This window comes from Aliidiomarina indica (assembly GCF_015354615.1).
In the GTDB taxonomy this organism is placed as follows: Bacteria; Pseudomonadota; Gammaproteobacteria; order Enterobacterales; family Alteromonadaceae; genus Aliidiomarina; species Aliidiomarina indica.
This window is the reverse complement of the sequence record NZ_JACAVQ010000004.1, coordinates 45,650-72,043: the sequence shown is the minus strand read 5'-3', so window position 1 is coordinate 72,043 and position 26,394 is coordinate 45,650. Positions and strand designations below refer to the sequence as shown.

31 protein-coding genes are annotated in these 26,394 nt (G+C 49.6%); 15 read left to right on the top strand and 16 right to left on the bottom strand.

The features are described from left to right. Positions 1-28 precede the first annotated feature (28 nt). Positions 29-1,417, top strand: a complete 1,389-nt coding sequence (locus HXZ99_RS07575) for a M24 family metallopeptidase (RefSeq protein WP_228517788.1) — start codon at positions 29-31, stop codon at positions 1,415-1,417. A 97-nt stretch (positions 1,418-1,514) separates the two neighbouring features. Here HXZ99_RS07575 and HXZ99_RS07570 read toward each other — a convergent pair whose 3' ends face one another. From HXZ99_RS07570 to HXZ99_RS07550, 5 genes are all read right to left on the bottom strand, one after another. Beyond that, complete coding sequence (locus HXZ99_RS07570) at positions 1,515-2,006, bottom strand: DUF2165 family protein (RefSeq protein ID WP_194756687.1); 492 nt, start codon at positions 2,004-2,006, stop codon at positions 1,515-1,517. Positions 2,007-2,143: 137 nt separating this feature from the next. Further along, entirely contained in the window at positions 2,144-2,470 is a 327-nt protein-coding gene (locus HXZ99_RS07565; protein ID WP_194756686.1) for a hypothetical protein, read from the bottom strand. Further along, positions 2,467-2,712 carry a DUF1653 domain-containing protein gene (locus HXZ99_RS07560; protein WP_407928506.1) on the bottom strand — a complete coding sequence of 82 codons (246 nt, stop codon included), beginning with the start codon at positions 2,710-2,712 and terminating at the stop codon, positions 2,467-2,469. Before HXZ99_RS07560 ends, HXZ99_RS07565 begins: the two co-directional genes overlap by 4 nt. Positions 2,713-2,767: 55 nt before the next feature. Then, the gene (locus HXZ99_RS07555) at positions 2,768-3,769 is read right to left on the bottom strand and encodes a GGDEF domain-containing protein (RefSeq protein WP_194756684.1); all 1,002 of its coding nucleotides are present in this window, start codon (positions 3,767-3,769) and stop codon (positions 2,768-2,770) included. 36 nt (positions 3,770-3,805) lie between these two features. After that, positions 3,806-5,089 (bottom strand): sensor domain-containing diguanylate cyclase, encoded by a 1,284-nt coding sequence (locus HXZ99_RS07550; protein WP_194756683.1) that lies wholly within the window; start codon positions 5,087-5,089, stop codon positions 3,806-3,808. A 176-nt stretch (positions 5,090-5,265) separates the two neighbouring features. On the opposite strand from HXZ99_RS07550, the gene HXZ99_RS07545 reads away from it, so the two are divergent. Together HXZ99_RS07545 and HXZ99_RS07540 are read left to right on the top strand one after the other, a co-directional pair. Further along, positions 5,266-6,141, top strand: coding sequence for an alpha/beta hydrolase (locus tag HXZ99_RS07545; protein ID WP_194756682.1), 876 nt, complete (start codon positions 5,266-5,268; stop codon positions 6,139-6,141). Between the two features lie 217 nt (positions 6,142-6,358). Continuing rightward, positions 6,359-7,003 carry a MarC family protein gene (locus HXZ99_RS07540; protein ID WP_194756681.1) on the top strand — a complete coding sequence of 215 codons (645 nt, stop codon included), beginning with the start codon at positions 6,359-6,361 and terminating at the stop codon, positions 7,001-7,003. A 5-nt stretch (positions 7,004-7,008) separates the two neighbouring features. Here HXZ99_RS07540 and HXZ99_RS07535 read toward each other — a convergent pair whose 3' ends face one another. Beyond that, positions 7,009-7,680, bottom strand: coding sequence for a DNA-3-methyladenine glycosylase I (locus HXZ99_RS07535; protein ID WP_194756680.1), 672 nt, complete (start codon positions 7,678-7,680; stop codon positions 7,009-7,011). Between the two features lie 244 nt (positions 7,681-7,924). Between HXZ99_RS07535 and HXZ99_RS07530 the strand changes: the two genes are divergently transcribed. From HXZ99_RS07530 to HXZ99_RS07515, 4 genes are all read left to right on the top strand, one after another. After that, positions 7,925-8,242: a DUF962 domain-containing protein gene (locus tag HXZ99_RS07530; RefSeq protein WP_194756679.1), complete on the top strand. Its 318-nt coding sequence runs from the start codon at positions 7,925-7,927 to the stop codon at positions 8,240-8,242. After that, positions 8,243-9,529, top strand: coding sequence for a DUF4236 domain-containing protein (locus HXZ99_RS07525; protein ID WP_194756678.1), 1,287 nt, complete (start codon positions 8,243-8,245; stop codon positions 9,527-9,529). It begins immediately after the preceding gene. A gap of 267 nt (positions 9,530-9,796) precedes the next feature. Then, entirely contained in the window at positions 9,797-10,852 is a 1,056-nt protein-coding gene (locus tag HXZ99_RS07520; protein WP_194756677.1) for a catalase family peroxidase, read from the top strand. Then, a complete protein-coding gene (locus HXZ99_RS07515; RefSeq protein WP_194756676.1) occupies positions 10,849-11,388 on the top strand; it encodes a cytochrome b in 540 nt (179 codons plus the stop codon). The genes HXZ99_RS07520 and HXZ99_RS07515 overlap by 4 nt, the downstream gene beginning before the upstream one ends. A 200-nt stretch (positions 11,389-11,588) precedes the next feature. Here HXZ99_RS07515 and HXZ99_RS07510 read toward each other — a convergent pair whose 3' ends face one another. Together HXZ99_RS07510 and HXZ99_RS07505 are read right to left on the bottom strand one after the other, a co-directional pair. Further along, complete coding sequence (locus HXZ99_RS07510; protein WP_194756675.1) at positions 11,589-11,795, bottom strand: helix-turn-helix domain-containing protein; 207 nt, start codon at positions 11,793-11,795, stop codon at positions 11,589-11,591. 30 nt (positions 11,796-11,825) lie between these two features. Then, complete coding sequence (locus HXZ99_RS07505; RefSeq protein ID WP_194756674.1) at positions 11,826-12,434, bottom strand: hypothetical protein; 609 nt, start codon at positions 12,432-12,434, stop codon at positions 11,826-11,828. A 278-nt stretch (positions 12,435-12,712) separates the two neighbouring features. On the opposite strand from HXZ99_RS07505, the gene HXZ99_RS07500 reads away from it, so the two are divergent. Then, a complete protein-coding gene (locus tag HXZ99_RS07500; RefSeq protein ID WP_194756673.1) occupies positions 12,713-13,279 on the top strand; it encodes a 3'-5' exonuclease in 567 nt (188 codons plus the stop codon). Positions 13,280-13,442: 163 nt separating this feature from the next. Here the strand turns inward: HXZ99_RS07500 and HXZ99_RS07495 are convergent, their stop codons facing one another. Both HXZ99_RS07495 and HXZ99_RS07490 read right to left on the bottom strand, forming a co-directional pair. Further along, the gene (locus tag HXZ99_RS07495) at positions 13,443-14,324 is read right to left on the bottom strand and encodes a LysR family transcriptional regulator (RefSeq protein WP_194756672.1); all 882 of its coding nucleotides are present in this window, start codon (positions 14,322-14,324) and stop codon (positions 13,443-13,445) included. A gap of 17 nt (positions 14,325-14,341) precedes the next feature. Continuing rightward, on the bottom strand, positions 14,342-14,797 hold the full coding sequence (locus HXZ99_RS07490) for a DoxX family protein (RefSeq protein WP_194756671.1): 456 nt from the start codon (positions 14,795-14,797) through the stop codon (positions 14,342-14,344). A gap of 162 nt (positions 14,798-14,959) precedes the next feature. Here HXZ99_RS07490 and HXZ99_RS12230 point away from each other — a divergent pair, with 162 nt between their 5' ends. Continuing rightward, on the top strand, positions 14,960-15,154 hold the full coding sequence (locus HXZ99_RS12230) for a hypothetical protein (protein ID WP_228517785.1): 195 nt from the start codon (positions 14,960-14,962) through the stop codon (positions 15,152-15,154). A 270-nt stretch (positions 15,155-15,424) separates the two neighbouring features. Continuing rightward, positions 15,425-16,114: an SIR2 family NAD-dependent protein deacylase gene (locus HXZ99_RS07480; RefSeq protein ID WP_194756670.1), complete on the top strand. Its 690-nt coding sequence runs from the start codon at positions 15,425-15,427 to the stop codon at positions 16,112-16,114. Between the two features lie 106 nt (positions 16,115-16,220). On the opposite strand, the gene HXZ99_RS07475 is transcribed toward HXZ99_RS07480, so the two are convergent. After that, positions 16,221-17,588, bottom strand: coding sequence for an ethylbenzene dehydrogenase-related protein (locus tag HXZ99_RS07475; RefSeq protein WP_228517781.1), 1,368 nt, complete (start codon positions 17,586-17,588; stop codon positions 16,221-16,223). A gap of 189 nt (positions 17,589-17,777) precedes the next feature. Between HXZ99_RS07475 and HXZ99_RS07470 the strand changes: the two genes are divergently transcribed. Both HXZ99_RS07470 and HXZ99_RS07465 read left to right on the top strand, forming a co-directional pair. Then, positions 17,778-18,197, top strand: coding sequence for a secondary thiamine-phosphate synthase enzyme YjbQ (locus HXZ99_RS07470; RefSeq protein WP_194756669.1), 420 nt, complete (start codon positions 17,778-17,780; stop codon positions 18,195-18,197). 26 nt (positions 18,198-18,223) lie between these two features. Next, positions 18,224-18,796, top strand: coding sequence for a hypothetical protein (locus HXZ99_RS07465; RefSeq protein WP_194756668.1), 573 nt, complete (start codon positions 18,224-18,226; stop codon positions 18,794-18,796). Between the two features lie 15 nt (positions 18,797-18,811). Here HXZ99_RS07465 and HXZ99_RS07460 read toward each other — a convergent pair whose 3' ends face one another. Further along, on the bottom strand, positions 18,812-19,720 hold the full coding sequence (locus HXZ99_RS07460) for a LysR family transcriptional regulator (RefSeq protein ID WP_194756667.1): 909 nt from the start codon (positions 19,718-19,720) through the stop codon (positions 18,812-18,814). 142 nt (positions 19,721-19,862) lie between these two features. Here HXZ99_RS07460 and HXZ99_RS07455 point away from each other — a divergent pair, with 142 nt between their 5' ends. Both HXZ99_RS07455 and ycaC read left to right on the top strand, forming a co-directional pair. Beyond that, complete coding sequence (locus tag HXZ99_RS07455) at positions 19,863-20,732, top strand: pirin family protein (protein ID WP_194756666.1); 870 nt, start codon at positions 19,863-19,865, stop codon at positions 20,730-20,732. Between the two features lie 39 nt (positions 20,733-20,771). Continuing rightward, positions 20,772-21,392 (top strand): isochorismate family cysteine hydrolase YcaC, encoded by a 621-nt coding sequence (ycaC, locus tag HXZ99_RS07450; protein ID WP_194756665.1) that lies wholly within the window; start codon positions 20,772-20,774, stop codon positions 21,390-21,392. A gap of 42 nt (positions 21,393-21,434) precedes the next feature. Here ycaC and HXZ99_RS07445 read toward each other — a convergent pair whose 3' ends face one another. The 4 genes from HXZ99_RS07445 to HXZ99_RS07430 all read right to left on the bottom strand — a co-directional run bounded on the left by HXZ99_RS07445 (position 21,435) and on the right by HXZ99_RS07430 (position 25,087). Further along, positions 21,435-22,169: an SIMPL domain-containing protein gene (locus HXZ99_RS07445; RefSeq protein WP_194756664.1), complete on the bottom strand. Its 735-nt coding sequence runs from the start codon at positions 22,167-22,169 to the stop codon at positions 21,435-21,437. 159 nt (positions 22,170-22,328) lie between these two features. Next, on the bottom strand, positions 22,329-24,245 hold the full coding sequence (locus HXZ99_RS07440; RefSeq protein WP_194756663.1) for a CHRD domain-containing protein: 1,917 nt from the start codon (positions 24,243-24,245) through the stop codon (positions 22,329-22,331). Between the two features lie 191 nt (positions 24,246-24,436). Next, complete coding sequence (locus tag HXZ99_RS07435; protein WP_194756662.1) at positions 24,437-24,733, bottom strand: hypothetical protein; 297 nt, start codon at positions 24,731-24,733, stop codon at positions 24,437-24,439. A 15-nt stretch (positions 24,734-24,748) separates the two neighbouring features. Then, positions 24,749-25,087, bottom strand: coding sequence for an ankyrin repeat domain-containing protein (locus HXZ99_RS07430; protein WP_194756661.1), 339 nt, complete (start codon positions 25,085-25,087; stop codon positions 24,749-24,751). Positions 25,088-25,422: 335 nt separating this feature from the next. Between HXZ99_RS07430 and HXZ99_RS07425 the strand changes: the two genes are divergently transcribed. Continuing rightward, positions 25,423-26,388, top strand: a complete 966-nt coding sequence (locus tag HXZ99_RS07425; RefSeq protein ID WP_194756660.1) for a nuclease-related domain-containing protein — start codon at positions 25,423-25,425, stop codon at positions 26,386-26,388. Positions 26,389-26,394 lie beyond the last annotated feature (6 nt).

Genomic DNA, 26,394 nt, shown 5'->3' with positions numbered 1-26,394 from the left:
CAACAACAAGACCTCCAAAGGCAACTCTATGCATATTCGAAATATATTGATGATCGCCCTCGCCCTTGCCGCACTCGGTGTTGTCGCGTTTGGGCTTTCCACCCTATCTTCGGTACAGGCCGATGAACCAGCCCAAGGTCGCGTCATTCAAAATGCGACTGATTTTGCAATTCTGCCGCCACGTGCGCGCATTGCCCCTGAAAACGACATGCTCACCGATCGTCTTGAAAATCTATTGCCACAGCTAATGGAAGAACAAGACATCGATATGTGGTTGGTGTTAAACCGCGAAAAGGCCGAAGACCCGATTTATTTCACATTGGTGCCGCAGCCCACATTTGCGGCGCGTCGCACCACCATGTTGGTGTTTAATCGACTGGAAGACGGTACCGTGGAACGCCTTACCGTCAATCGTTATCCGCTTGGCGCGCCTTATGAAGCGGCCTGGCAAGGCGGCAGCTTGGATGAGCAATGGCAAGCCTTAGGCGATCTGATTGTCAGTAAAAATCCAAATAATATTGGCATCAACGTTTCTCGGGAATGGTCTGCCGCCGACGGGCTTAGCTCTTCGTTACATACGCGCTTGCTCGCAGTCCTCCCGGAAGACTACCAAGAACGGATTGTTTCTGCCGAGAACCTCGTTGTGCGCTGGACTGAACAGCGCACAGAAGCGGAATTATCGGTTTATCCGCACATTGTGGGTATTGCGCGCGGCGTCATCGCCGAAGCCTTTAGCTCACGCGTTATCACGCCAGGCGTCACCACCACCGATGATGTGGCATGGTACCTGCGCGAACGCTTTAAAGAATTGCAGTTGCCCATTTGGTTTATGCCCTATGTCACCTTCCAGCGTCCTGGCATTACCTGCGAAGAAGACACGCCATTTTGCGGTGAGTCGGGGGTGATTCAACGGGGCGATTTGCTGCACACCGATGTCGGCATTTGCTACTTAAAATTATGTACCGATACGCAAGAAATGGCCTACGTTCTTAAGGCCGATGAAGACGACATTCCACAAGGCTTTAAAGATGCCCTGCGTACTGGGAATCGTTGGCAAGATATTCTCACTGGGGAGTTCGTGACTGGCCGCACCGGCAATGAAATTCTGTTTGCCACCCATGAAAAAGCGGAAGCTGAGGGTATCTTAAGCAGCACCTACACCCACCCAATCGGCTTTTACGGCCATGCTCCTGGGCCAACCATTGGCATGTGGGACAACCAAGGTGCAACCCCTGTGCAAGGCGACTGGCGCTTATATCCAAATACCGCCTACGCCATTGAGGGCAACATCAAGCAAGCCGTTCCCGAATGGGACAACCAGCTCGTACAAGTAATGATGGAGCAAAGCGCTTACTTTGATGGTGAACGTGTTGTTTATCTGGCGGGCCGTCAAACCCGTTGGCATTTAGTGCGTTAAGGTAGCCAACGCATCGCGTTGGCCCAAACGCATCGCTTAACCGACATGTAACCAACGCATCGCGTGAGTCCCGAGCGTTGGTTACATGTTAAAACGATTAATCTTTGTCAGGCATTGCAATGAAAAAGGTAACCAGTGCAATTGAGCCAAGATACTGAAATGACCCCATCAAGGAGCCCGCACCCAATTCTGTTTGCCACATTTGGAAGAATGATCCCGCGATAACGGTGAACAAACCAAACCAAACAATAAGTGCCACACCAGCCCCTAAGTACACAGAATCTTTGGCGGCCTGAAAGCTTACGCCGTCGTTACTTCGGTTTTGCCACATCGCCCAAGCGCCTCGCAGCGCTAAGAATCCGGCCAGTAATTCAAGCCCAATCACAATCGTGATTGCCACCCATGCGAGGGCTGAGCTACTGACACCAAACGCGAAGGTATTTGGATACACTTCATGATCGCTAAGACCGAGCACATACCCCATAAAAAAGTGCGCTTCGGTTAAATTAGCAACATTTTGGAAACCGTAAAATAAACACATGAGGCCGATAAATAAGGCCAACAAGGTTTTAATCAATCGAAGAGCCATCTCTCGTTCCTTTCATTATTATTCATCATGAGAGAGTGACAAACTGTGCTATACCGCTATTTAGCATCCACTCTGCGGTTTGGTAGCTTCTATTCCTGAAGCCAAATCAAGCTTAACAAATTACATTTACAATAACACTAGACGTGAAAAATCACGCGTATGGATAACACTATAAAATATAAATAAACAAAAAGAAGCAGCCAATTCATCATCCAAATAGCATAGCCAAGAGGGGTATCCATCCCACTTTCTGTGCGCCTTTTAGGATCCAGCAACAGCAACGTGGTGGGGATATTAAACACGGCGGATGCTAACAGCGTCGGCAGCGAAATAATCATCACTAACATACCAATGCCGCCCTGATTATAAGAAGGCGCCGAAGTATCCACTTGCTGATACACCAACAAAGCGAAACCAATGCCTATTGCCGCACATAACAAGGCTAATTGTTGTAGTTTCTTCATGATGCTTCGGGATCGTAATAAGCAGGAATATGAGCAAACCGCGGTTGCCGTTTTCCTTCATGCTCAATGTGCTCTATGAACATTGTGTAGGGCCGAACCCATAATCCGCGATCACCATAACAGGGGTGATATAGCACCAGCCATTCGTCGGTTTCGGAGTGACGGACAAGGTCCAGCACCCTGTACATCGCGCCTTTGTAGTGGCGGTAATAGCCAATTTGTAATGAGGGCTTTAAGGACATAGACATTTACCTGATTCTAGCGGCTCGCGGCCAACGCGGTGCGTTGGGTACGGGGTCAAATAACCGACATGCGAACGCAATTATTTCCGGAAGATTTAGCCACATCTAGAGCGTCGGTGACTTCTTTAAATAAGCTATCAGAAGTGGACTGGCCAAGCGCGGCAACGGCAACACCAATACTTACCGTCATTATTTTATCACCGGTAACCCCTGATGTTTCATGTTTAATATTCAAATTACGGACACGCTTTAGGGCCACATGGGCGATGCGCTCTGCATCACTGGGTTCGCAGTTGGGTAAAAGTATTGAGAAGGTATTGCCACTGAAACGAGCGACCACATCATCCTGACGTAAATCAATTTGTGCGATAGCTTGCGCAATCTGTTGTAAACAGTCGTCGCCGGCCTGATGTCCATAACGTTGATTAAAGCGTTTGAAATAATCCGCTTCAATCATAATAAGTGCTAAGGGTTCGCGCTCACGATGGGCGCGCAAAACCGCTCTCGTTAAGTTCTCATCAAAGAAGTGGCGATTCGCCACCTGGGTCAGCGCATCTTTCGTAGCGAACTCTTCCAGTGTCTGACGAGCATTGTGTAGCTGCTTGGTGCGCTCCGATAGTTTGCGCTGGAGCGATTCAATTTCTTGCGCCAAATCGAGCTGAACGTCGAGTAAATCCGTCAAATTATAAGCAGAACCCCAAATATGCGTAATCGCGCCCCGGGAGTTTTTGATCGGGACTAACACGGTGCGAAACAAATGCTCCTTGCCATCCACATAGGGGCGCTGTTCAAACTCAACTAAGGTTCTTTTTTCAAGACAGGTAAAATAACCGGCAACCACACTATTGTCGTGCCCGCTCTTTTTTACCACCTCACTGAGCAATGTTCCGGGTAACTGATTAGCATCAACTTTTAGCGCTGCTTTATTTGCACTCACCATTTCAAAGTCATCGTGCACCACTTTGCACACCCACATCGGACTAAGAGATTGCTCCCACAAGGTTTCTAGCAAGTGACGAAACTGCTTTTCATCAAAACTTAAAGCGTTCGAAGGCATTGCGCGATCTCCTGATAGCTAGATATCTGCAAACCACTAGTCCTGGGCACAAATCTGATCACGTCCATTATTCTTAGCAAGGTATAAGCGTGCGTCCGCTTTTCCGTATATGGTTTCATACAGCCCTTTCGATGCTGGATTGTCCGCCACGCCAATACTCACAGTCACATTAACAACCTGATCATTCGCTAATTTAATCGGCGTGATACGTGTTTGCTCACAAATACGACGGGCCACATCAACCGCTTGTTGGTAGCCGGTATTCGGGAGAAGTACAGCAAACTCTTCGCCGCCCACCCGCGCGACAATATCACCCTTACGCACCAAACGTTCTAATAGTGCTGAAAAATCTTTTAATACTCTATCTCCTGCAGGATGCCCATAGTTGTCATTAATGTTTTTAAAGTCATCTACATCAATAACCAGAGTTGACGTTGCGCGCCCGCTGCGTTCTGATTCCGCCATGGTTTTTTCGGCAAAATCAAAAAAGAATCGACGGTTATATAATCCTGTCATCGGGTCACGATTAGATTGCTCACGCAAGCGCTCCTGCAACAAAAAAGTCTCCGTCATATCTGTCGATAAACCAACAATAACCCTCTGTTCATCCGCAAGCGTGTAGGGGACCTTCACCGACCAATAGAACCGCCGCTCGCCATCTGCGGTGCGCACTTCTTCTTTGAATTTTTGGGTTTCCCCAGACTCAAACACTTTGCGATTGTGCTCTGCCAGTGCTTTAAAAGTTTGTTCATCCACAAGCTCCGAAATGTTCATATTCCGCAGCTCAGCTTGCGTGCGCTGAAATTGCTCCGCTAAAGAGCGGTTTCCATAGATTAAATGATTATCTTCGGTGAGCATGTAAATACTAGAATCAATGTTATCCATCAATATATTGAGCATCTCATTTTGCTGCTTCAATTCCCGCGCCAGCTTTTTCTCTGCGGTAATATCTGTCGATATACCAAACATACCAATAATTTGTTGGTTATCGTCATAAAGTGGCTGCTTTACCGTGAGGTAAATATGTCGCTCACCAGTTGATTTCAGGTAATTTGCTTCTTCGCTTTCTAGCACCTTACCCTTGCTAATGACCCAATCATCATTTTCTTTCAGTTGCGCTGAGCGCTCGAGATCGAAAAATGCCTCATCGGATTTACCGATAATATCTTCGAGAGAGTGGCCAAACAATTCTTGAACCTGACGGTTAGCATAAATATAACGCCCGGATCTGTCCTTTACGTACACGCACGCGCCCACGTTATCTAACACCGTGGTTAAGATATCGCTGGGTATTCCGATGTTTTTCAAGGGCTCTAACATCAAGATTGCCCCCCGAGGCTCGTTAATTTTTATTATGCTGCGAGATCATCTTTTCCTACTACATTTATAGTAGTTCAATAATCTACGAAGCACTGCGGATTATTTCGAATTATGCGTATGATCATATTATCGGTGCATGACGTACCTTCTTTACCACCTTCTAAAAACGGAGCTTTATGCGAATCGCCATTGTCGTTGCCATTATTGCCATCATTTTGTTGCTAGTCGCATGCCAACCCACGCGCGTGCTTAATACAGTTGTTCCTTCTGGCAGCTATGATTTGCTCAGTGATGTGGCCTATGGTGACCATGATCGTCAGCGCATGGATATCTATGTGCCGACGCAAGATAATGTGAAACAACGCGTTATAGTATTCGTATATGGGGGCGCTTGGGATCAAGGTGATAAGAAAGAATTTGAGTTTGTCGGACAAGCATTTGCGCGGTTAGGTTACGTTACCCTCGTCCCTAATTATCGTTTGTATCCCGATGTTGAGTTTCCCGATTTTATTCAAGATGTCGCCGATTCCATTGCTGCACTGCCCGATGCCATTGAACAGCACCAAGGAAGGGTTTGCTCAGCGGGCAATGACATTGTATTGATGGGGCATTCTGCAGGGGCCCACACCGCCGCCATGCTCGCTGTTGAACCGCGTTATTTTGCCAATGCAAACGCCACCAACCTAACTATTTCAGCACTGATAGGACTCTCAGGCCCTTATGATTTACCCCTTGAGCATGAGCGCGTTAAAGATAAGTTCACCACGGTGGAGGGCGATGAAGCCAACCCTGTGGCCTTAGCCCACGCCGATATGCCACCGACACTGCTCCTTCATGGAGAACAGGATACCGTTGCAGAGCCCGCCCACACCGACAAATTCGCGTCTCGTTTACGTGAACTCGGCGTCCCTGTTGATGTGCATACCTATGATCGGGCTCGCCACGTAGCCCTCGTCGCCAGCTTAGCGTCACCACTGCGCTTCTGGACCCCCGCATACAACGACATCCAAAGCTTCCTCACCAACCACCAACTCGACACCCCTTGCCCCTAACCCCAGAGGCCCACCCTCCGCTTCGCTAAAACAGTTCCGCCCCAGGGGTGGAACTCATGTTTCGTCCCTTTTCCAAAACAGCAAATTCCGCACCACACAAGGGCTACAACAGTTCCGCCCCAGGGGTGGAACTGTTAATTCGTCGGTTGAGAAGTAGGCGTTTATGTCCTATAACTGACTGTTAAATTGGAAATTCAACAGCGTCTAGGAGTGAATAATGGATTACAGTGGATTCTTCGAATATTTTGCAATCACCATTGCAGCGCTTTTTGTCATTGTGAATCCACTGACCACTGCGTTTATTTTTGTATCGCTGTTGCCACGGGCCAACAAACAAACCATTCGCACCACAGCCAAACGGTCCACTCTAGTTGCTGGGGGCATTTTCGTCACCTTCGCATTACTAGGTAGTGTGATCTTCAAGCTGTTTGGAATAACCCTCGAGGCCTTTCGTATTGCCGGTGGTTTGATCTTGTTTGGCATCGCCATGCGCATGATTCACAAAGGCCAGGATGAGGGTGAGGAGGCGAGCGGAGAGGCCCCTCAGCCCGATGGTAAACTTGCCAAAGATATATCCGTAATTCCGCTAGCGATTCCTTTTATCAGCGGTCCGGGCTCTATCGCGACCGTCATGATTCTGACTAGCGAAGCACCGCAAATATGGCATGTGCTTGTGGTGTTTCTCGCCATTCTTGTCACCGTCACGGCCTGCTATTTCGCAATGATTTACTCGCATTTCTTGGTCAAGTATTTGGGCGAAACCGGCAAAGAAATTGTCACCCGTATATTCGGTATTATTTTGGCGGTTATCGCTGTGCAATTTGTCATTAATGGCGTCACCGAAGTGTATCTGGGGTTATAGGCGGATTAGCGCGCATCTAAGGTAAAAGATAAGATTTTAGACAGATGCGAATAGGGCATTCCGGTTTCCTCATGCCACTGATTGAACACTTGCTGCGCTTGCTTTAAGCCCTTTTGAGACATCGGGTTGGCATCCAAGAGGTTATGGTTTACCAGGGCTGTAGTGACATCGGTGGATAAAATAAAGCCATCCCAGCCGACCATGCGCAGGAAATACTGCGCACTTGCACCGCCTAATCGCGCACCGTTTTTCTTTAACCAAAGCAAAAGCCCAACCTGATCCTGCGATGGCCACTGGGCTAAAAACGCACCAAAACTGCCGTATCTTTCTGCAGCTTCAACGATCATAAAGGCATTGTGCGGCACCGTATTAATCTTCTGCATATTACGCACAATGCGCTCATCACGGCCAAGCGCCTCTAGCCGCTCCGGCGGCACTTGCTGCCAATACAACGGCAGAAAACCACTAAAGGCTTCTTCGAATCCAGGCCATTTATTTTCGATAATTCGCCACACAAACCCTGCCCGAAATACGCACTTGGTTATTGTTGATAAATAACGGTCATCACCTAATGCGCACAACTCCTCTGAGGTGGCCACGTAGGGTAAGCGCTCACTTACCGCCTGAAAACCACCTTTGCGTTCTAGCGCGCGTTGGTAAAAAGCTTCGAATTTCATATTCACTTATCCATTCACGAGGCCGCATCAACAGTTCCGCCCCAGGGGTGGAACTCAGATTTTGTCCTTTTTTCAAAACGGCAAATTCCTCGCCATACAAGGGCTGCAAGAGTTCCACCCCTGGGGCGTAACTGTTGTTTTATCCGGTAACACACAATATTTGCTCCATTCCTGCGTCGATGGTACAACATTGTGACGGGTTCACAAGTGTGCCGTCGGGTGCAGTGACAAGGAGCAATCAAGCATGAGCAGCGCAGCAGAGAAAGAATTCAATAGCTTCCGGGAGTTTTACCCCTACTATTTAAAAGAGCATCGCAACCGCACATCGCGTCGCCTGCATGTAGTGGGCACACTGCTGGTGGTGGCCATCATTGTTTACGCCATTCTCAGTAGTGCATACGTGTGGTTGTGGGCCGTGCCCGTGGTGGGTTACGGCTTTGCATGGGTTGGGCATTTCTTCTTTGAAAAGAATAAGCCCGCCACATTCAAACATCCCATTTACAGCCTGATGGGTGATTGGGTGATGCTTAAAGACGTGCTTACCGGCCGGTTGCCTTGGTAAATGGCGTTTCGATTTCATCGGCGTGTCCGCATTTTGCCCGGAGTGCGCCTTAATTTTAGCAAGTCGGGTGTGAGCGCATCCGCCGGAATTCGTGGCGCTTCAATCACTGCCGGAAAGCGCGGCGTATGGAGCAATGTGGGTGCGCCGGGCACTGGGTTGTCCTATCGCTCTCGCCTCGATAAAAGCCCTGCCCATCAGCGACGGGTCGCCCGCGAACAGCAGCGCTCGCAGAATGAATCTAAAATTAGCGTACAGCTCACGCTCGACGATCGCGGACAGCTTCTGTTCCGCGGGCCAGACGGGCAAGCCGTTGATAAATCTATCGAGCGCCAGCTCTGGCAGCAACAATCTGAGTCTATTTACACCTTTCTACAGAACGAATTAGAGCGCATTAATGACGATAATGAACTGCTGCTCAACATTCATCATGATACCCCTGCGCTCAGCACGGAAGCGCCGGAGTTCGTACCCGTAAACTTTAATCATCCCCATCCGCAAGAGCCCAAACTTCCCGCCAGCCCGGAGCCGCCTCGGCTTCCGCGCCGATGGTTTTGGCATGCGTGGTTTCCTCGGCTTGCTGCCAAACGAGACACCAAGGCCAGGACGTTACAACAGGAATGGGAAAGTGAAAATCAGCGTATCAACAGCGTACGTACGGAATTGCAGCAGGAGTATGCCGACGCCGTCGCCCTATGGACCAAGCAGCGTGACGCGCATCGCCAGGAGCAACTTGAGTTACAGAAAACCTTTGTTCATCGTCGCGATCATGATGTGACCTTTATGGAGGAGCTGCTCGAACACGAGCTGGCAGAACTTGATTGGCCGCGGGAAACACTTATCGATTTCGATATCCAGCAGCATGATAACGTGGTTGTGTTCATCGACGTCGATCTTCCCACTACGGAAGCTTTCCCCTCTCGCTCCGCGGAAGTTAGCAAAACAGGGAAGCGATTACTGATTAAAGATAAGAGCGCCACTCAGCAGCGTAAAGAGTATATGCAGCACATTCACGGCGTTATTTTTCGGCTTATTGGGGTGGCTTTTGTTACCCTTCCCAGCGTCAATCACCTTATTGTATCGGGATACACCCAACAAACCGATCAGGCCATGGGCCATGAAACTGATAGTTACCTTATTTCTGTTAAAATTACGCGCGACCAATGGTCGGCTTTAAATTTAGACGCCGTTGAAAAAATTGATCCGGTAACCGCACTGGAGCAGTTCACTTTAATTCGTGATATGACCAAAACCGGTATTTTTCGCCCCATCTCGCCACATGCAAGCTAAGTTATCGCTCACTCATTTGACGGGCCGCGTAAACCACGGCAAAAATCACAAGCGCAATTGCCCCACCAAAGTAGAGGGATTCTATTGCTGCTCCAAAACGCTGACCATCTGAGAAGGTTTATAGCCCCTTGCGCAAATTAGCCTATTGGGAATCCCGAAACCAGTTTTTTCGAAATGTCGCATTTAAATTATCTCAATTGATCGAAAGTTCCGAGATTTGCATATAAGCTTCTTAATTAAGGCACCTTAACTTTCAGGAAAATAACAATGAGTAAGCCTGAATCGTCTCAGCTTGCACTTCGATACGCGATCATTGCGATAGTTGTTGGCGGGCTAGCCCTGCTTTTTTACGCAGTCGCTTCCGGCTTGGGTCAACGCATCGTTACGGCCCAAGAATTTGTAGACTATCAAGAGGCCGGCAATCCGCATCTCGGCTTTCGACGCGCCCATGCCAAAGGCTTTTGTATTGCTGGTGAATTTATTTCCAGTAACCATGTGGGCCCGTACACTACGGCATCGGTTTTTAATGAAAGAAGCACTCCTTTTGTGGGGCGTATTTCAACCGGCGGCAGCAACCCGACCGCGCCTGATCTGGCATCATCGGTACGTAGCCTAGCGCTTAGCTTCAACCCAGGTACCCGCGACGCATGGAATACCGCCATGAACACACCGCCGGTGATGCCCGTGCGCACACCAGATGCGTTCTTCGCGCAAGCCAACGCCTTCGCGCCAGATCCTGAAACCGGCGAGCGCAATCCAGAACGTATTGCGGAATTTTTAGCCGCGCACCCCGAAACGCAAGCAGCCCGGGAATGGCAAGCGAGTTACACACCTACCGGTAGCTTTGCCACCGAAACCTACCACAGCATTAATGCGTTCTTCTTGGTGGATGATGAGGGCAGTAAACGCGCGATTCGCTGGTCTGCTCGGCCAAGCTCACACACCGTACCTGACAGTGTGATTGAATTGGATGACGACCCCAATGCCCTGCGCAATGAGCTAGTCGCCCGTCTCGAGAACCGTCCTGTAATGTTTGATTTGATTTTCACGTTTGCCAATGAAGACGACGATGAAACCGACCCCACTGTATTCTGGGGTGACGACCGTACGCAGCGCTTAGCGGGCGTTATCTCAATTCATAGTGCAACGACTGAAGCCGAAGGCAATTGTGATGGAATTAACTTTGACCCTCTCATTTTGCCTCGCGGAATGGCGGCTACCGACGATAAAATTCTGCGCGCTCGTTCGGCCGCTTACGCGGAATCATACCGTCGCCGGGCCCGGGAAAATCTGTTTCAAGCACGCGAGGGGGGCTCACAATGAGTACTCGTAGCTATCATGTCGCCGCGCGCGTATTACATTGGAGCATGGCGTTACTTATCCTATCCATGCTATTTGCCGGCCTAGCGATGGTGCAAAGCCTCGAGCCATGGCATCTCACGTTGCTGCAACTGCATAAATCATTTGGTGTGGTGGCCTTAGTTGCTGTGCTTGCTCGCGTCATCATTCGCGCGCGATTCACGCCGCCGCCATTACCAAATTCAGTGCCACCTTTACAGAAAAAAGTTGCCAAGCTTTCGCATATCTTGCTCTATGCAGCCATGTTCGCCATGCCGATTTCAGGGTGGCTTATGCAAAATGCTGCGGGCCGTCCGGTCGTGGTATTTGATATGTTTGCGTTGCCAAGTCTGTTGCCACAAAACCTAGCGTTGTACGGGTTTTTAAGGGAGTTTCATGGCTGGGTGGCGTGGGCATTTATTGCCCTCATTCTCGTCCACATCGGCGCCGCATTGCATCATGGTCTCATTAAACGCGATGGCGTATTGCAACAAATGCTCGGAAACAAACCGAAAGATTAAGCTTAGTGATTCCACCCCGGCCGCGGGGACTGTTATCCCCAGCGGCCGATTCTTTTCCCTACCCTAACCACCGATGCCCCACACGAACAACAGTTCCACCCCTGGGGCACAACTCGGTTTTCGTCCGACGCCCATACCTCCGCAGCCCTTATCTGGCGCGGAAATAACAGTTACGCCCAAGGGGTGGAACTCTGTTTTTGTCACTCGGGCTCGTACTCGAGTAGGTCGCCCGGCTGACAGTTGAGGGTTGCGCAAATTGCGGCGAGAGTACTAAATCTTATCGCCTTTACCTTGCCCGTTTTTAGCAGCGACAGGTTCGTCATCGAAATGCCGACTCGTTCCGATAATTCTGTGAGCGACATTTTGTTCTTGGCCAATTCAACATCGAGATTTACACGTATTTTCATTGGGTTTGAACTCCTCGTTGGCGCCACATGCTAAACCACTTCAACGCTGTGATCATTGCGTAGGAATTGAATAGCAAGCAGTACAAGAAGGATCGGGAACAAGAAAATATTCGCTACACCTAACACGATGGTGAGTTGCAGGAAGCTAGCGCTTAATAGCCCGATTGTGAATACCTTCATCACAGCTGACAGCGCCACGAACCGCATGAGCAATGTGATGGCAAATACAACGGCCACGAGCGCATAAAGCATAACGAAGGTTAAGCTCACACCGGCAATCAATGCGACCATGGTGTCTGTCAGTTCTGTGATCACACCTAAAGCAACGGCAACATCGAATAGAACGGTTGCATGAAACAACACCACAAAGCCTGCCATCACATACAAGAGTACTGCTGGTAGTTCACCGTTTAATTGATCGCGACACATACGCGCCAGCATCAGGTAGATATACACCTCAAGGGCGCCAATCAAAACGAACAGCCCGTCCCAAGCGTTCAGCGTCATAACATCGGCACGCAAAATTTCCTGAAAGCTACTCACGGCCAAAAAATGTAAGGGATGTAACCAGTAAATTGGGAATAGAACCGCCAAAATCAACGCAGCAATACCCGCACCTTTATATGGATTAGAACTCATTTTAAATCTCCTTAAGAGTGCCGAACCCCGCTGGTACACCTCGGCATGATAAATCGTATGATGTTTACACCTTTTGCACGCCACTTGCTCGGGTGCATTGAGTGAGAATATAAGGGAGGAATTTATGTATTGCAACTATTATTTAATGTTTATCATAAAATTTTTAATGATAAATCTATTTGAAACGCTATGCATAAATCGCTTGGCATCCGGTGGAATCTCATTATGATGGAATAGAAGGACGTAACGTTAAATAGGCTGAAGGGGTAACTGCTGCCATGGAAAAATTAGTACTGATCGTTGACTTAGAGGCCACCTGCTGGGATGCAGAAGTGCCCGGTTTAAACCGCATGCAAACCGTGGAAGATATGGAGATCATTGAGTTTGGTTGTGCCGTCACCAATACTCGAGGTCAGATTATTGATTCAAGATCGTTTTTAGTGCGGCCTATGGAGCGGCCCACGTTGAGTGCCTTTTGCGAATCGCTCACCAGTATTACTCAGGCCGATGTAGATCAAGCGCCCCATTATCCAGATGCCATCGCCACTATTGATCGCTGGCTCGCTCAATATCCCATCACACAATGGGGATCATGGGGCAATTACGATCGAAACCAAATTGCCGTTGAACAGAAGCGACACGCTTGCGCACCGGAATTTTTTAACGTACCTCACCTCAACCTAAAAACCCTGTGGCGCAAAAGCAATGGGTTGTCGCGCAAGGCCAAAAGCGGCTTGCTGCACGCATTAGAGCATCATGATTTTAGGTTTTCAGGCACACATCACCGCGGCATCGACGATGCCCTTAACATCGCCCGCCTCCTCCCCTTTATCAACCTCGAATAAGCGCTCACTTGTAACTCACATTAAACTCAATTTTGACTTACAAACAGAGTTCCGCCCCTGGGGTGGAACTCTGTTTTTGTCCCAAGCCACCTCGCCCACAGCCCTTTTCCAGCGCGGAAACAACAGTTGTGCCCCTGGGGTGGAACTCTGTTTTCGTCGGGGGTTAGTTTAATGTGAGGTAGCGGATTTGTCCGAGGAAGCTGCGCGTGACAGGACCGAGAAGTTCGCCGTCAGTAAAGTTGAGGTAGAAATTCGTTGAGCGGACCGCGCCCCGCGACAAATTAAGCGCTTTGAGACTCCCATCCTCCAGAAATGGTGCCACCGCATGTTGAGGTAGCCAAGCATAGCCGAGTCCACGACGAATCAATTCGATAGAACTGGCGATATGGCTCACTGTCCATCGCTGATCCGCTCCGAGCCATCCGTAATTCGTTTGCTTATTAAGTGCCGAATCACGTAAAACAATTTGTCGATGCGCCTTTAAATCTTCCAATGTAAGCGGAAGTTTTGCCTTACTGAGGTGATGTCCGGCGCCCGCGACCAGCACAAACTTCACCGTACATATATCCTCGCTGAGGTTTTCTGACAGCGTAAAGGGCGACAAAGAGACGTCTGCTTTGCCTTGTTCCAGTAACTCATCAGCACCGGAGAGTATAGTCTCCAATACCTCAACACGAATCAGTGGAAATTCTTCTGACACATTCGATAGTGCCTGATATAGCGGTTCTTTTGGAAATGCTTCGTCAACTGCGATCCGTAAGCTCGATTCAATGCCCACTTGCATATTGCTTGCCACATGTTCCATTCTTTCCACTTCATGCAGCAGATAATTAATGCGTCGTAACAAGTGCGCACCAGACGCAGTAAGCACTAACTTACGGCCCTGCATCTTAAATAAATCGACCCCGAGTTGCTGCTCAAGTTTTTGCACAGCATTGTGCACGCTCGACGGACTCTTATGGATGCGTTCGGCGGCCTGATTAAAGCCACCGAAATCCACAACTGCTTTGAACATATGCCATTGCGTAATTGTCGAGCGTGCCATTGAATCTCCGTTGCAGGCTACTGCTTAGTGAGCATTCGATCGACCGATACGTTCCCTGCGCCGGTAAATGCCAGTGATACACTTGCCGCGAGTAACGCTAAGCCAAACTCATAGCCATTATTTGCTAAAAACAAGCCATGCTCAAAATGCACAGCAAAGATTGCCACAATCATAGTGAACGCAAGTACCACCGACGATGGACGGGTTAATACACCGAAAATCAGGAATACGCCGCCAAAAAATTCCGCGGCACCTGCCAAGAATGCCATCAACAAGCCTGGCGCCAGTCCAATGCTCTCCATCCATCCGGCCGTGCCCTCAAGGCCGTAGCCACCAAACCAACCAAACAACTTTTGCGCCCCGTGGGCGGCAAAGATGATTCCAACAGGAATGCGGAGTGCCAATGCGCCCCAACCACCTTCGGTAGCAAATATTTTGTGTAGTAATGCGTTGTTTTTAATCAATGTAGTCATGGATATGTCCTCAAATTATGTATCTGCGACATACTTTACGGGCGACCACAATTTTAGGGAATTGGATATATACTAATGTTTCATTCTAAAAAATAGAATGAATAATATTCTAAATCTGCGTTTAATGTGTCATATCTGTCGGCAGTGCCACGAGAGGTCACCATGTTCGCAACAAAGCAACCCGTCCTATTTGTATCCCACGGTGGTGGTCCATTGCCGCTCCTTGGCGACCCTAGCCATGATGACATGATCCGCAAGTTCCGCGAAATTCGAGAGCATCTGAACCTGCATTTTCCTAAGCCGAACGCCATTATCTATATAAGTGCTCATCATTGGCTCCGGCTATTCCTTTCATAACATGCGCGAATTCTTTGGCCCCTCTAATACGGATGCCGATGCGAAAAATCTCGCTTTCGAGAACTGGCTCGAAGAGACGCTTAAACTCAATGATAGCTCTACCCGAACTCAACGTCTTGTCGACTGGACCAAAGCACCCCATGCTCGCTTTTGCCATCCACGCGAAGAGCACTTGCTGCCATTGCATGTGTGCGTTGGCGCCGCCGGCAGTGCTACACTCAGACAGAGTTGGCATTTCGCCGCGTTAGGCAAGCAAGGTAGTTGTTATTTATGGTGAGTTCGCGCAAGAAATTAGTGGTGTTAAGTGGCGCCGGTGTGAGCGCCGAAAGTGGACTAGGCACGTTTCGAGACAACGGAGGCTTGTGGGACAACCACTCGGTCTACGATGTCGCCACGCCCGAGGCATTTCAAAATAACCCCACGCTAGTGCTCGAATTCTACAATCAGCGCCGGCGCGATGTACTAAAAGCGCAGCCTAATCCCGCCCATCGCGCGTTAGCAGAAGCGGAGCAGAATTTCGATGTCACCGTAATTACTCAAAATGTCGATGATTTGCACGAGCGGGCTGGTTCTAGCGATGTTTATCATGTGCACGGCTTAGTTACGCAAGCGCGGAGTTCGCTTACCGACGACGTGTTTGAGCTAAAAGGAAAGGATATTCACCTTGGCGATACCTGCCCGAAAGGTGCGCAATTGCGACCCCACGTCGTCTGGTTCGGAGAGTTTATTTACCACATGGAAGACGCCATCGGCTTCGTAGAACAAGCCGACATCGTGCTCGTCGTTGGCACCTCATTAAAAGTATTCCCGTTCGCCAATCTCGTCGACTACGCGCGCGCGGATGCTCAGTGCTTTTTAGTCACGCAAGACATCGACGCTGTCCCCTACGGATTTGAATACAAACAAGGCCCCGCCAGCGTCGAAGTTCCCAAACTCCTACGGCAACTGCAAACCCCTTAAACATGAGTTCCACCCCTGGGGCATAACTCTGTTTTTGTCCGCAGCCGAATTCGCTGCAGCCCTTGCAGGGCGCGGAAACATGAGTTCCACCCCTGGGGCGTAACTGTTATTCTTCCCGGCGTTCGGTGTTTTTTACGCGGCGCTCGTGGCGTTCGATGTAACGTTGAAATAGCGGGAGGTAGCCATGATGATCGGATACTTTGATGTCGATATCGGCTTTGATTAATCCGGCGCCTGGATGCTGGCTGGTGAGCCATTCCCAATTCACTTGTCCGGGGTATATCAGCTCCACTTTGTGCCAGGTTAAATCGGTATCTCGCAGAGGCTGCTCGCTGAATGTCGCGATAATGTCGGCCTCGCCGGTATTTACTCCCAGCCCTAAACGGTGTGGCAATGACACGTGATGATGGCGCGCACCAACACTGCCATGATGCACTGCAAAGGCCACGTTATACACATAACCATCACGCAAGCGCTTAGAGTCACGCGCGTTGGGGCTAGCCAAAGAACGTTCTAAGGTAACGCGCCAGGCACCATCCCCATAAGCGCCATCGGCAGTGATTGCACCGCGGGCCCCACTAGGCGTTTGTAATAAACGAAACGGAATCACGTCTCCTTCCTGCCACTCATGCTCCGCATCAAAAGGCACCGCAACCTCTTCGCTCAGGTAGTACCAATCGTCTTGCCCGTACTCCCGGGCCACCAGGGCATCCCAGTTCAACGACTGAATACCCGTTTGCTCCACATCAAACATGTAAGCGGGGCGATTCAGTTCGGAATCACGATTATCGCTATACATACTGCGACCCTCGGAGCTCAGGCGATAATGCAACACATAGCCATTATCTGCGAATCCAACGGGGTTGGAGCGATGCGCACGCCATTGCCACAAATCGAGAAACTCTCCCCGATCGCGCATTTCATCAAGCGCTTGCTCCGATTTCACATCATCCCAGCGGGCCTGATCTGTATAGCGTTCTACGTTCCGCGACTGCGGAATGTACTTACGCACATCTGAACGCCCCATGGTCTCACCTAACAGCAGGTGCGCCTGCACCGCGTCGCTATCCACGGCGGAATCCAAACTGCGCATTCCCGGATGCACCAGCATCCACCCGCCATAGCGCGCGAAACCTTCCACCGAGCCATCATCAAGCATCATGCTGATACGGTCTTCATACAGGCCATGGGGATCAGGGCCATCTGCACCCGAGCCCATGCGCTGCCACTCGCCATCGGTGAAACGCCAGTACTGGTGATACCAACTCGGATTCTCAACTTCGAGACGATAGTGTAATCGGAACTTTTCGTCATTGTATTCGGCCGCAACATACAACACTTGTGCTTGGTTCCCTGCCGGCTTGCCGTTCTCTGCGCCGGCCTCTTCCGTATCCGTTCCTGGAGAGCACGCCGTTGCCAAAATCACCGTCAACGCAATACTCGAAACTCGCCAAAGTCGTCCACTCATCGTCATACCCATCTCCCTCCAAACCCAACAGTTCCACCCCTGGGGCAGAACTCGGTTTTCACGTTAGTTTCTTGAATAAGCATACCGACTTCGGCGATGAGAGACTACTGTGTTTGATTCACATCCCGCGCAACTCGAACAATCCACTGAAGATGTGTATCTTTACTCTAAGAACTTCATCAATGGAGATTAGGTGTGGCCATCGTTCAAAAGTCCATTCAATTAAAAGCGCGCCAGCGCGGATTTCATCTGATTACGTCAGAGGTGCTCCACGGCATTCCGGAGATTGCCTCCTGCGACGCGGGATTACTACACGTGTTTATTCAACACACATCCGCATCCTTAACTATTAACGAAAATGCAGACCCGACGGTGCGCCAAGATTTTGAAAGCCATTTCAACGAAATGGTCCCCGAGAACGCGCCTTACTATCGCCATACCTGCGAGGGCCCCGACGATATGCCCGCGCACCTCAAATCAAGCCTTCTCGGTAGCAGCGTGACCCTTCCGGTCAGCAACGGCCAGCTGAATATTGGAACTTGGCAGGGTATTTATTTGTGTGAGCACCGCGATCACGGCGGCCCGCGTCGCTTGGTGCTTACCCTCAGCAGCTAAATTCATAAAAACACGAGGACAGCTCCATGAATCAACCCCAACCACCGAGAGCGCAGAAGCCCAGAACTATCATGCGCTTTGTTGGCCGTAAATTCTTACTCGCTTTTATAATTATGCTGATCCTCGCGTTCTTTAACCCCCATTTATGGGCGAGTAATCACGTTCGCAACTTGCATAATATATTGATGAACGGCAGTGAGATTGAAACATTACTCACGTTGGCCGAAGACACCGAATACATGCAAATTGCGTGGAGTACTCGAAGCCCCGTCGAGTCGCAAGGGCGGATTCGCACGGTACCGGGCGGCGCTTGGCAAAGGTCTGCAGACATTCAGCCTATTATTGACGCGGCCCGAGAGTTCGGCCTGCAACGGCTGCTGCTTACAAACTTTGATGGCGATTGGTATTTGGAAGGTTTTGGCGAGAAGACCGATACCGGCACGCAAGTGCGGGCACACTTGGGTCGTCCTGATGAGGTCACTTACCCTAAATGCACCACCGAGCTGAAAAGCTCAGGGGCTGGCCTTTGCTTACGCTCGCGCTGGGGGCAGTGGGCGGTTGTGCATTATTGGATGCATGCCCCGTCGTTTCAGCAATAGGGTAGCCACGCCTGCTTAAATCTCGTTAATGTCCTCATACCGGGCCGCGAGAAAATCGATCAGCGCACGCACCGAAGGCAGCATGCCACGCCGAGAAGGAAACACCACGTGAATCACCTCGGTGCGCGGACACCATCCATCCAGAAGCGACACCAAGTCGCCTCGCTCGAGATCATCAAGCAGCATTAACGACGGCAGTTGCACCACACCGACGCCCTTTAAAGCCGCCTGCTTAAGTGCCAACATGTCTGTTGTAGTATAGCGCGGCGTAAAGGGCACTCTAAGCTCCTCATGGCCCTCTTTATTGAGAATCCATACATGAGATTCGTTCGGGTTGCTTCGCGCAAGTGACGGCAAATTGGCAATTTCCCGAGGACCGTTCGGCATCCCGTAGTGCGCAAGCAGACGTGGCGCCGCCACCAAACATTGCTCTCTACTGGAGAGTACTTTTAAAACTAAATCGCTATCTTCCAAAGGGAAAGGTCGCACCCGCAACGCCAAATCAAACCCTTCGCCAAGCACATCCACGCGCCTATTGGTGGCATCAAGATGAATGGTCACCTGCGGATACATCTGCATAAAGTCGGCAAGCATTTCGCCGACGTGAAAGTTGAGCAGGCCAATTGGGCACGACAGCTTAATGGTGCCGCAGGGCTCCGATTGAAATAACGCCGCGGTTTCCATAGCAGTTTCCGCTTCAATCAGCATGGCGCGGCAATGCTCATAAAAACGCTCACCCACATCGGTAATGGTAAACGCACGGGAAGACCGAATCAGCAGATTCATCCCCAACTCATCTTCAAGCTTACGTACACGCCGACTTAACTTCGATTTCGGCACATTCAAAGCACGTCCCGCCGCGGCAAAACCGCGATGTTCAACAACTTTTGCAAAGTAAAACAAGTCATTTAGATCGTATGTCATCCCCTTATCCCCCCACAAAGTCATCCGACAAAGTTATCCCACAAAGCCGTTCCACATATAGAACGATGCGTGCCAGTTCGAAGCCTATTCGCCTAATCGTTCTAAATATACACTTTTAAAACCATAAGTAGGAGAAATTCACATGAGAACATTACGCAATATCAATACTGTTAAAGACGCCCACTGGGTGGGCAACGGCTTTCCCGTAAGCACCATGTTCTCGTATCACCAAGGGGCAGAAGCGTTTTCCCCTTTCCTGCTCCTTGATTATGCAGGCCCAGTAGAGTTTGGTCCCGCTCAGATTCCACGAGGCGTTGGCACCCATCCACACCGCGGCTTTGAAACCGTCACCATCGTTTATCAAGGTGCCCTTGAGCATCGCGATAGCACGGGCCAAGGCGGCGTAATTCGCACCGGTGATGTGCAATGGATGACAGCTGGCTCCGGTATTTTGCATCAAGAGTTCCACAGTGAAGATTTTGCAAAAACAGGTGGAACGCTGGAAATGGTGCAGCTTTGGGTGAACCTGCCCGCAGACCACAAAATGATGGCGCCTGGATATCAAAGCATTACCTCTGGGCACATCCCGCGAGGTGCGTTTCCTAGTATGGCGTCATCGTTTCGCGTCATTGCAGGTGAGTACCGAGGGGTGAAGGGGCCCGCCCGAACCGTGACACCCATGCTGGTGATGGATCTCGAACTTCAACCTGGCGAGCGGGTAACGCTGCCGATACATCAAGACTGGAACCTGATGGCCACTGTGCTCACCGGCACCGTGCAAGTGAACGACCACTATCTTGGTCGAGACGCCACCATAGCAACCTTTAATAACGACGGTGACCACATTGTCCTCGAGGCAAACACCCCTGCCCGAGTGCTGATTACCGCGGGCGAGCCTATTGATGAGCCCGTTGTGGGTCACGGTCCATTCGTAATGAACACGCAAGAGCAAATCAGTACCGCTTTTCGTGATCTGGAATCAGGTAGTTTCGGCGAACTACCTGAGCAATAAATCAATGATGCGCTGCGCCAGCGCAAAGAGGAACAAGCTATGAAAGACTATCCACGCTTAGACAAAAACAACGCAGCCGTGTTGCTCGTTGATCATCAAACCGGCTTGTTATCGCTCGTGCGCGATATCCAGCCCGATACGTTTAAAAACAACGTTCTGGCACTGGCCGATTTGGCAAAATACTTCAAGCTGCCAACCATTTTAACCACCAGTTTCGAAGATGGTCCGAACGGCCCACTCGTGCCCGAGCTGAAAGAAACCTTCCCGGATGCCCCTTATATTGCCCGCCCAGGACAAATTAATGCTTGGGACAACGAAGACTTCGTGAAGGCGGTAAAAGCAACCGGTAAGAAACAATTAATTGTTGCCGGAGTAGTGACCGAAGTATGTGTGGCTTTCCCCACCCTGTCGGCACTGGCGGAGGAGTTTGAGGTATTTGTAGTAACGGACGCCTCGGGCACTTTCAACGAAATGACCCGTGACGCTGCCTTAGATCGCATGTCAAAAGCAGGTGCACAATTAATGACCTGGTTTGGCGTTGCTTGTGAATTACATCGCGATTGGCGCAATGATATCGAAGGACTCGGTACCTTGTTCTCGAATCACATCCCAGACTATCGCAATTTGATGAACAGCTACGCCACCCTCACCAGCAAGTAGCCGCGAAAAATAGAGTTCCGCCCCTGGGGCGGAACTCTGTTTTTATGGGTTGATTTTGTAGATGACGTTGACGCGTTTGTAGATGCGGATTGATTCGGGAATGAAGAGTTCTTGGTCGACGCTGGGGGGAGGCGCTGAGGTACGCATACGCATCTCGGAATAGACGGTTTGGTTGAGCCCGAAAGTAGCAAAGAACTCTTCAAATGAACCGGTATCGTTAAAGGCAAACACGCTATCAATGCTTACCCCGAGCCCCTGCGCCATTTGCTCCGCCTTCTCTTTTGCAGCCGCGGCCGCCTCAGCAATTAGCTCAAGCTCAACCGCCTGACGTTGTGACGAATCAAATGAACTGTGCTGAAAAGTCAGATGGTCGATATCGAGCAGGGCTAACACCACTGCTGAGTATTTATCTAAGTCGACAAGTTCAACCTGAAAATTACGTCTAAACTGGTAGCCAATAATTCCTAGCTGGTTATACGAGCTATCGCGCTCTCGCACTTCATTTTTTGAAATTTCATAGGAGGTAATTGCGCGATCTGGAATGTCGTTGTCGGCAAGCACTTGCAGCGCTTCGCGGGTCGTTCGATTCAGTTGCGCACTCGCCTGTTCAGATTCGGCATGAAAGGTCACGATCTGAAACGTTAGGATTGCTTCGTCCGGCATCACCCCACGCTCACTTTCTCCGCTTACCGTCACAAACGGAAAACTCGGCAGCGATGAAGCCGTCGCCACCAAAGGTACACAACATAACAACGCTGCAAAGATTAAACGAAACATGGCGATTCCCAATAATAGATAAGAAGTGATGCTTGAAACTTAGTACGTTTCCGAGAAACGAGCAATCTTGGGAACAAATAAAAACGGTGTGGAAGTTAAGAGAGATGGTTTTCTCATAACTCACACACCGTTTGCAGTGAGTGCAACGATTCAAATTACTTATTCAATTTGACCGCGAATCTCACCGTCCGGGAATGCTGGCGTATGCACATTCACATAGTGTCCGCCATTTAGCAGAACACTGAGAATTTCTTCAGTTAACGCTAATTCAGCAGGCGCCATCCAACGATTGGCGTTCTCACTATCTTGCTCAAGGCCAACCAACACAGGGCCATTTTCTCCGGCAAAGCCAGTATGAATATGAGCCGCTGTTGCATCTTCAACACCTTGGGTTAGCACACGAAGCTCCAACGCAAAGTCTGTGGTCGACACCAGCGCATAGCCATCACCGCTCGCATCGGTAGCCACCGATGGCACTTCTTGCTCACCTGTTAACGGGAATGCAAACATCACAAAGTTATCCGTTAAAATCTGACCACGAAGCTCACCATCTGGATTCGCTGGCGTATGCACATTCACATAGTGTCCGCCCGATGCAAGCACCGCAAAGATCTCTTCATCGATTACGGTACCCTCTGGAGTCATCCACGTGCCTAAATCGTCACTGGATTGCTCCAAACCAACGAGTACACCACCATTCGTACCTACTCGGCCGGTATGAATATGGGCCGCGCTTGCGTCATCAACACCTTGAGTGACTGCAACCAACTCGATGCTGAAATCTGATGTATTCACCAGAGCATAACCGTCACCCGATGCATCAGTGCTTACTGCAGGCACTTCTTGTGAACCTGAGAGCGGGAAAGTCGCAAGAACAAAGTTATCCGTTAAAATCTGACCACGAAGTTCGCCATCTGGATACTCCGGCGTGTGGATATTTACATAGTGTCCACCCGAAGCCAGAACCGCAAAGGTCTCTTCATCAATTTGCGTACCTTCTGGAGTCATCCACGTGCCCAAGTCTTCACCTGATTGCACCAGACCTACCAATACGCCGCCGTTCATACCCACACGACCCGTGTGAATATGCGCCATCGTAGCGAAATCAACACCAGTCGTGACCGCCACTAACTCGACATCCAAGGTATCGGTATTCACAAGTGCGTAGCCATCACCGGATGCTTCTGTGGTCACCGCTGGTACTTCTTGTGAGCCCGAGAGTGGGAAAGTCGCGAGAACAAAGTTATCTGTTAAGATTTGGCCTCGCAGTTCGCCATCTGGAAACGCCGGCGTGTGCACGTTCACATAGTGACCGCCACTGAGCAGTACTTCTAAGGTCGACTCATCGATCATAGTGCCGTTCGGAGCGACCCAAACGCCTGCTTCATCTTGATCCGGGTCGAGTCCTACCAACACGCCGCCATTCGTACCCACACGTCCGGTATGAATATGCGCCATCTCGGCATCATCAACACCTTCAGTACGCGCTGTAAGCATCACTTCAAAGGTGCTTTGATCGACTGCCAGATAACCCACACCACTTGCACTGGTCGACACCGCAGGAACTTCCTGGTCGCCAGACAAAGCGAAGGTAATAATCATGGTGTCGTCGTTCACGATTTGCCCGCGGATCTCACCATCAGGAAAATCTGTGGTGTGTACGTTAATGTACCAACCACCGCTTTGCAGATCGGTCATTAACGCGGCTGTTATGTCGGTTTCATCAATTTCGTACATACCGTTGCCAGTATGCTCGAAACCAAAGGCAACAGGACCATTAAAGCCGATACTGCCATCGTGAATGTGAACACCTTCCACGTTCTCGATATCCGATAAATCAATTGAGGCACGGATTTGCATCAAACTATCATCAAGTTCAACCACACCCGAAGCCGATGCAGAGGTATCCACCTGCGGAACCTCTTGATCACCCGATAGATGAACATTAAATGTGTGCGAAACAGTGAAGCTAGGCGGAGAAGGTGGGTTTGGATCACCCACTTCAGGGCCATCGCTGCTGCTAAAGCAACCGGAAAGGGCAAACGCTGTTAGCCCCATGTATATAAACTTTTTCATATTAAATTCCTCACTTGCAAATGTCCTTCCTAAAACAGGAAGTTAGTTACTGCTCGGAATCTTTAACGAAATTTATACAATTATAGATCGCTTTAAAATAAAATTATTTTTATTTTTCAAAGAGATAATATATAAGACACTGATTTCAAACAATTATTTATTTTAATCATGAAGGTGATAAAAAGTAACGCTTAATGCACCTGATGCTCATAGCGCGCTTCAATCTGGTGGGCAGGCAGCCGTATACCGATAATCGGCGCTAGGGCGTCCTGTACGCGGGGGACGAGTTGATTTAAACCATGTTGGAGCACCGCCTCAGGCGTGGATTCAGTGAATACCAAGGTAATAACTAACGAATCAGGGAAACGTTGGTAATTCACCTCATGGGTAAGCCAATCAAAGCCAGAAACGTCGTTTTTCGACGCCTCGCAGACCCCTGTAAGTGCTTTAACAATTTGATTATCGAGCTTTTTGTCGGTTTTCCGCATGAGATTCCGTGAGGATTAGGTTCTAAAAAATAGTCGACGCCATAATGAGCTCTTTCGTCTTTGTGGGACAACCCCCGCCAACCGCGACACCAACTCCCCATGCCCCTGCTGCTCCGCAGCTTCAAGCGGGGTGAGGTTATCCATAGAAGAGCGTAGATTAGGGTCGGCACCGTGATCAAGAAGATACTCGGCAATGTCGGTATGGCCGCCCATGATTGCAGCAACTAGGGGTGTGCACATAATCTCTGGATGCTGATAGTTAGGATCCACCCCAGCATCAATATGATATCGCACCCGACTTAAATCACCGACCATCGCGGCATCGTAAAGGTCTTTCCAATCTCCTGCGGACATACTCTGAGCCTTTTTGTCAGTCAGACATCGTCAATTAACTCCTAAAAGAATACCAGTGGTCAGCAGAGCTTGCCATTCTCTGCGCTCCGGACAAGGGCTTACCGGTAGTTTGTACGTGTTGGAATGAGCCCGACAGACTATTGAACCGCTCATATCATTGAGAAGCCTCGATCGCACCGTCAATTCAACCACCGTGGTCTAGCGGACGCTTCACTGCGGAATAAAACAAATATCTCTCTGATTTGAATTGCAAACATCACTCGGCCATCGTAAAGTTTTGCGCATAACAATAAGGTATAGATTAGTTACCGTTTGGGAAGGCGAGAAAAAGAGACATGATTCTTAAGGAAAAGGCCCCTTCTAACACAGCCAGTGTTCGATTAGCTGCAGGGAATAAACAGGAATATGATGTCGCTTTCTACTTGCGACGCGCCTATCGCGATAGTGAACGAGTAATGGTACTCAATGACATCCGTATCACCCATGAAGGCGAAAGAGCACAAATCGATCACCTCATCGTCTACACCTACGGATTTATCATAGTTGAATCAAAAAGTATCCGAGGACAAGTCATTGTAAATTCAGAGGGCGAATGGATTCGTAGTTATAATAACAAATGGTCCGGGATGCCTTCCCCAATTAAGCAAGCCGAACTCCAACTCAAATTACTTCAACAGTTTCTTTACGCCAACACCGACGACATTATCGGTAAGTTTCTCGGGATTCAGCAAGGTTTGGCTGGTCGTCGCTACGACGTATTTTGCGCCATTTCAAGCGACTCAATTATTGATAGAACCAATGCGCCGAAGGACGTTGCAGGCAAGTTAATCAAGTCTGAGTTCATCACTGATGCACTCGATAAAGCAATGAATTTTAGAAAATTCTATCAGGTTGCGAAAAAAGTTCTTGATACCCGCCCTGCATTTAACTTTGATGAGCTTCGTGGCATCTGTAACTTTATTCTTGCTCACCAAACCGGAGCAGAGAAGAAAAGCCTCGACGAGACTCCGTTTAAAATTCCAGAAGACTATCTCTCGGTTGAGCCTCCATCTATTTCAGCAAGATGCGACTCTAACACGCACTTTATGTCCTGCCGACATTGTGGGAACGACCAATCATTAACTACCCATTCAGGACGTTATGGATATTATGTGAAGTGTCCAAAATGCGCGGGTAATACAGCGCTAAAGAGCCCTTGCGCAACGTGCAATAGCACGAGCACAAGCGTTAAAAAGCGTAACGATGTTTTCAGCCTTCATTGTGATAGTTGCTACAGCGCGACGCGACTGGACTTTAATTAAATAGAG

Bases quoted from the DNA above. Each gene is read 5' to 3' on its own strand.
- HXZ99_RS07540 (WP_194756681.1), top strand. From the start codon at position 6,359: ATGGATTACAGTGGATTCTTCGAATATTTTGCAATCACCATTGCAGCG.
- HXZ99_RS07555 (WP_194756684.1), bottom strand. From the start codon at position 3,769: ATGCCTTCGAACGCTTTAAGTTTTGATGAAAAGCAGTTTCGTCACTTG.
- HXZ99_RS07430 (WP_194756661.1), bottom strand. From the start codon at position 25,087: ATGTCCGCAGGAGATTGGAAAGACCTTTACGATGCCGCGATGGTCGGT.
- HXZ99_RS07545 (WP_194756682.1), top strand. From the start codon at position 5,266: ATGCGAATCGCCATTGTCGTTGCCATTATTGCCATCATTTTGTTGCTA.
- HXZ99_RS07550 (WP_194756683.1), bottom strand. From the start codon at position 5,089: ATGTTAGAGCCCTTGAAAAACATCGGAATACCCAGCGATATCTTAACC.
- HXZ99_RS07500 (WP_194756673.1), top strand. From the start codon at position 12,713: ATGGAAAAATTAGTACTGATCGTTGACTTAGAGGCCACCTGCTGGGAT.
- HXZ99_RS07520 (WP_194756677.1), top strand. From the start codon at position 9,797: ATGAGTAAGCCTGAATCGTCTCAGCTTGCACTTCGATACGCGATCATT.
- ycaC (WP_194756665.1), top strand. From the start codon at position 20,772: ATGAAAGACTATCCACGCTTAGACAAAAACAACGCAGCCGTGTTGCTC.
- HXZ99_RS07455 (WP_194756666.1), top strand. From the start codon at position 19,863: ATGAGAACATTACGCAATATCAATACTGTTAAAGACGCCCACTGGGTG.
- HXZ99_RS07440 (WP_194756663.1), bottom strand. From the start codon at position 24,245: ATGAAAAAGTTTATATACATGGGGCTAACAGCGTTTGCCCTTTCCGGT.
- HXZ99_RS07490 (WP_194756671.1), bottom strand. From the start codon at position 14,797: ATGACTACATTGATTAAAAACAACGCATTACTACACAAAATATTTGCT.
- HXZ99_RS07560 (WP_407928506.1), bottom strand. From the start codon at position 2,712: ATGTCCTTAAAGCCCTCATTACAAATTGGCTATTACCGCCACTACAAA.
- HXZ99_RS12230 (WP_228517785.1), top strand. From the start codon at position 14,960: ATGTTCGCAACAAAGCAACCCGTCCTATTTGTATCCCACGGTGGTGGT.
- HXZ99_RS07505 (WP_194756674.1), bottom strand. From the start codon at position 12,434: ATGAGTTCTAATCCATATAAAGGTGCGGGTATTGCTGCGTTGATTTTG.
- HXZ99_RS07515 (WP_194756676.1), top strand. From the start codon at position 10,849: ATGAGTACTCGTAGCTATCATGTCGCCGCGCGCGTATTACATTGGAGC.
- HXZ99_RS07435 (WP_194756662.1), bottom strand. From the start codon at position 24,733: ATGCGGAAAACCGACAAAAAGCTCGATAATCAAATTGTTAAAGCACTT.
- HXZ99_RS07530 (WP_194756679.1), top strand. From the start codon at position 7,925: ATGAGCAGCGCAGCAGAGAAAGAATTCAATAGCTTCCGGGAGTTTTAC.
- HXZ99_RS07445 (WP_194756664.1), bottom strand. From the start codon at position 22,169: ATGTTTCGTTTAATCTTTGCAGCGTTGTTATGTTGTGTACCTTTGGTG.
- HXZ99_RS07565 (WP_194756686.1), bottom strand. From the start codon at position 2,470: ATGAAGAAACTACAACAATTAGCCTTGTTATGTGCGGCAATAGGCATT.
- HXZ99_RS07510 (WP_194756675.1), bottom strand. From the start codon at position 11,795: ATGAAAATACGTGTAAATCTCGATGTTGAATTGGCCAAGAACAAAATG.
- HXZ99_RS07575 (WP_228517788.1), top strand. From the start codon at position 29: ATGCATATTCGAAATATATTGATGATCGCCCTCGCCCTTGCCGCACTC.
- HXZ99_RS07535 (WP_194756680.1), bottom strand. From the start codon at position 7,680: ATGAAATTCGAAGCTTTTTACCAACGCGCGCTAGAACGCAAAGGTGGT.
- HXZ99_RS07425 (WP_194756660.1), top strand. From the start codon at position 25,423: ATGATTCTTAAGGAAAAGGCCCCTTCTAACACAGCCAGTGTTCGATTA.
- HXZ99_RS07460 (WP_194756667.1), bottom strand. From the start codon at position 19,720: ATGACATACGATCTAAATGACTTGTTTTACTTTGCAAAAGTTGTTGAA.
- HXZ99_RS07570 (WP_194756687.1), bottom strand. From the start codon at position 2,006: ATGGCTCTTCGATTGATTAAAACCTTGTTGGCCTTATTTATCGGCCTC.
- HXZ99_RS07465 (WP_194756668.1), top strand. From the start codon at position 18,224: ATGAATCAACCCCAACCACCGAGAGCGCAGAAGCCCAGAACTATCATG.
- HXZ99_RS07480 (WP_194756670.1), top strand. From the start codon at position 15,425: ATGGTGAGTTCGCGCAAGAAATTAGTGGTGTTAAGTGGCGCCGGTGTG.
- HXZ99_RS07525 (WP_194756678.1), top strand. From the start codon at position 8,243: ATGGCGTTTCGATTTCATCGGCGTGTCCGCATTTTGCCCGGAGTGCGC.
- HXZ99_RS07495 (WP_194756672.1), bottom strand. From the start codon at position 14,324: ATGGCACGCTCGACAATTACGCAATGGCATATGTTCAAAGCAGTTGTG.
- HXZ99_RS07475 (WP_228517781.1), bottom strand. From the start codon at position 17,588: ATGACGATGAGTGGACGACTTTGGCGAGTTTCGAGTATTGCGTTGACG.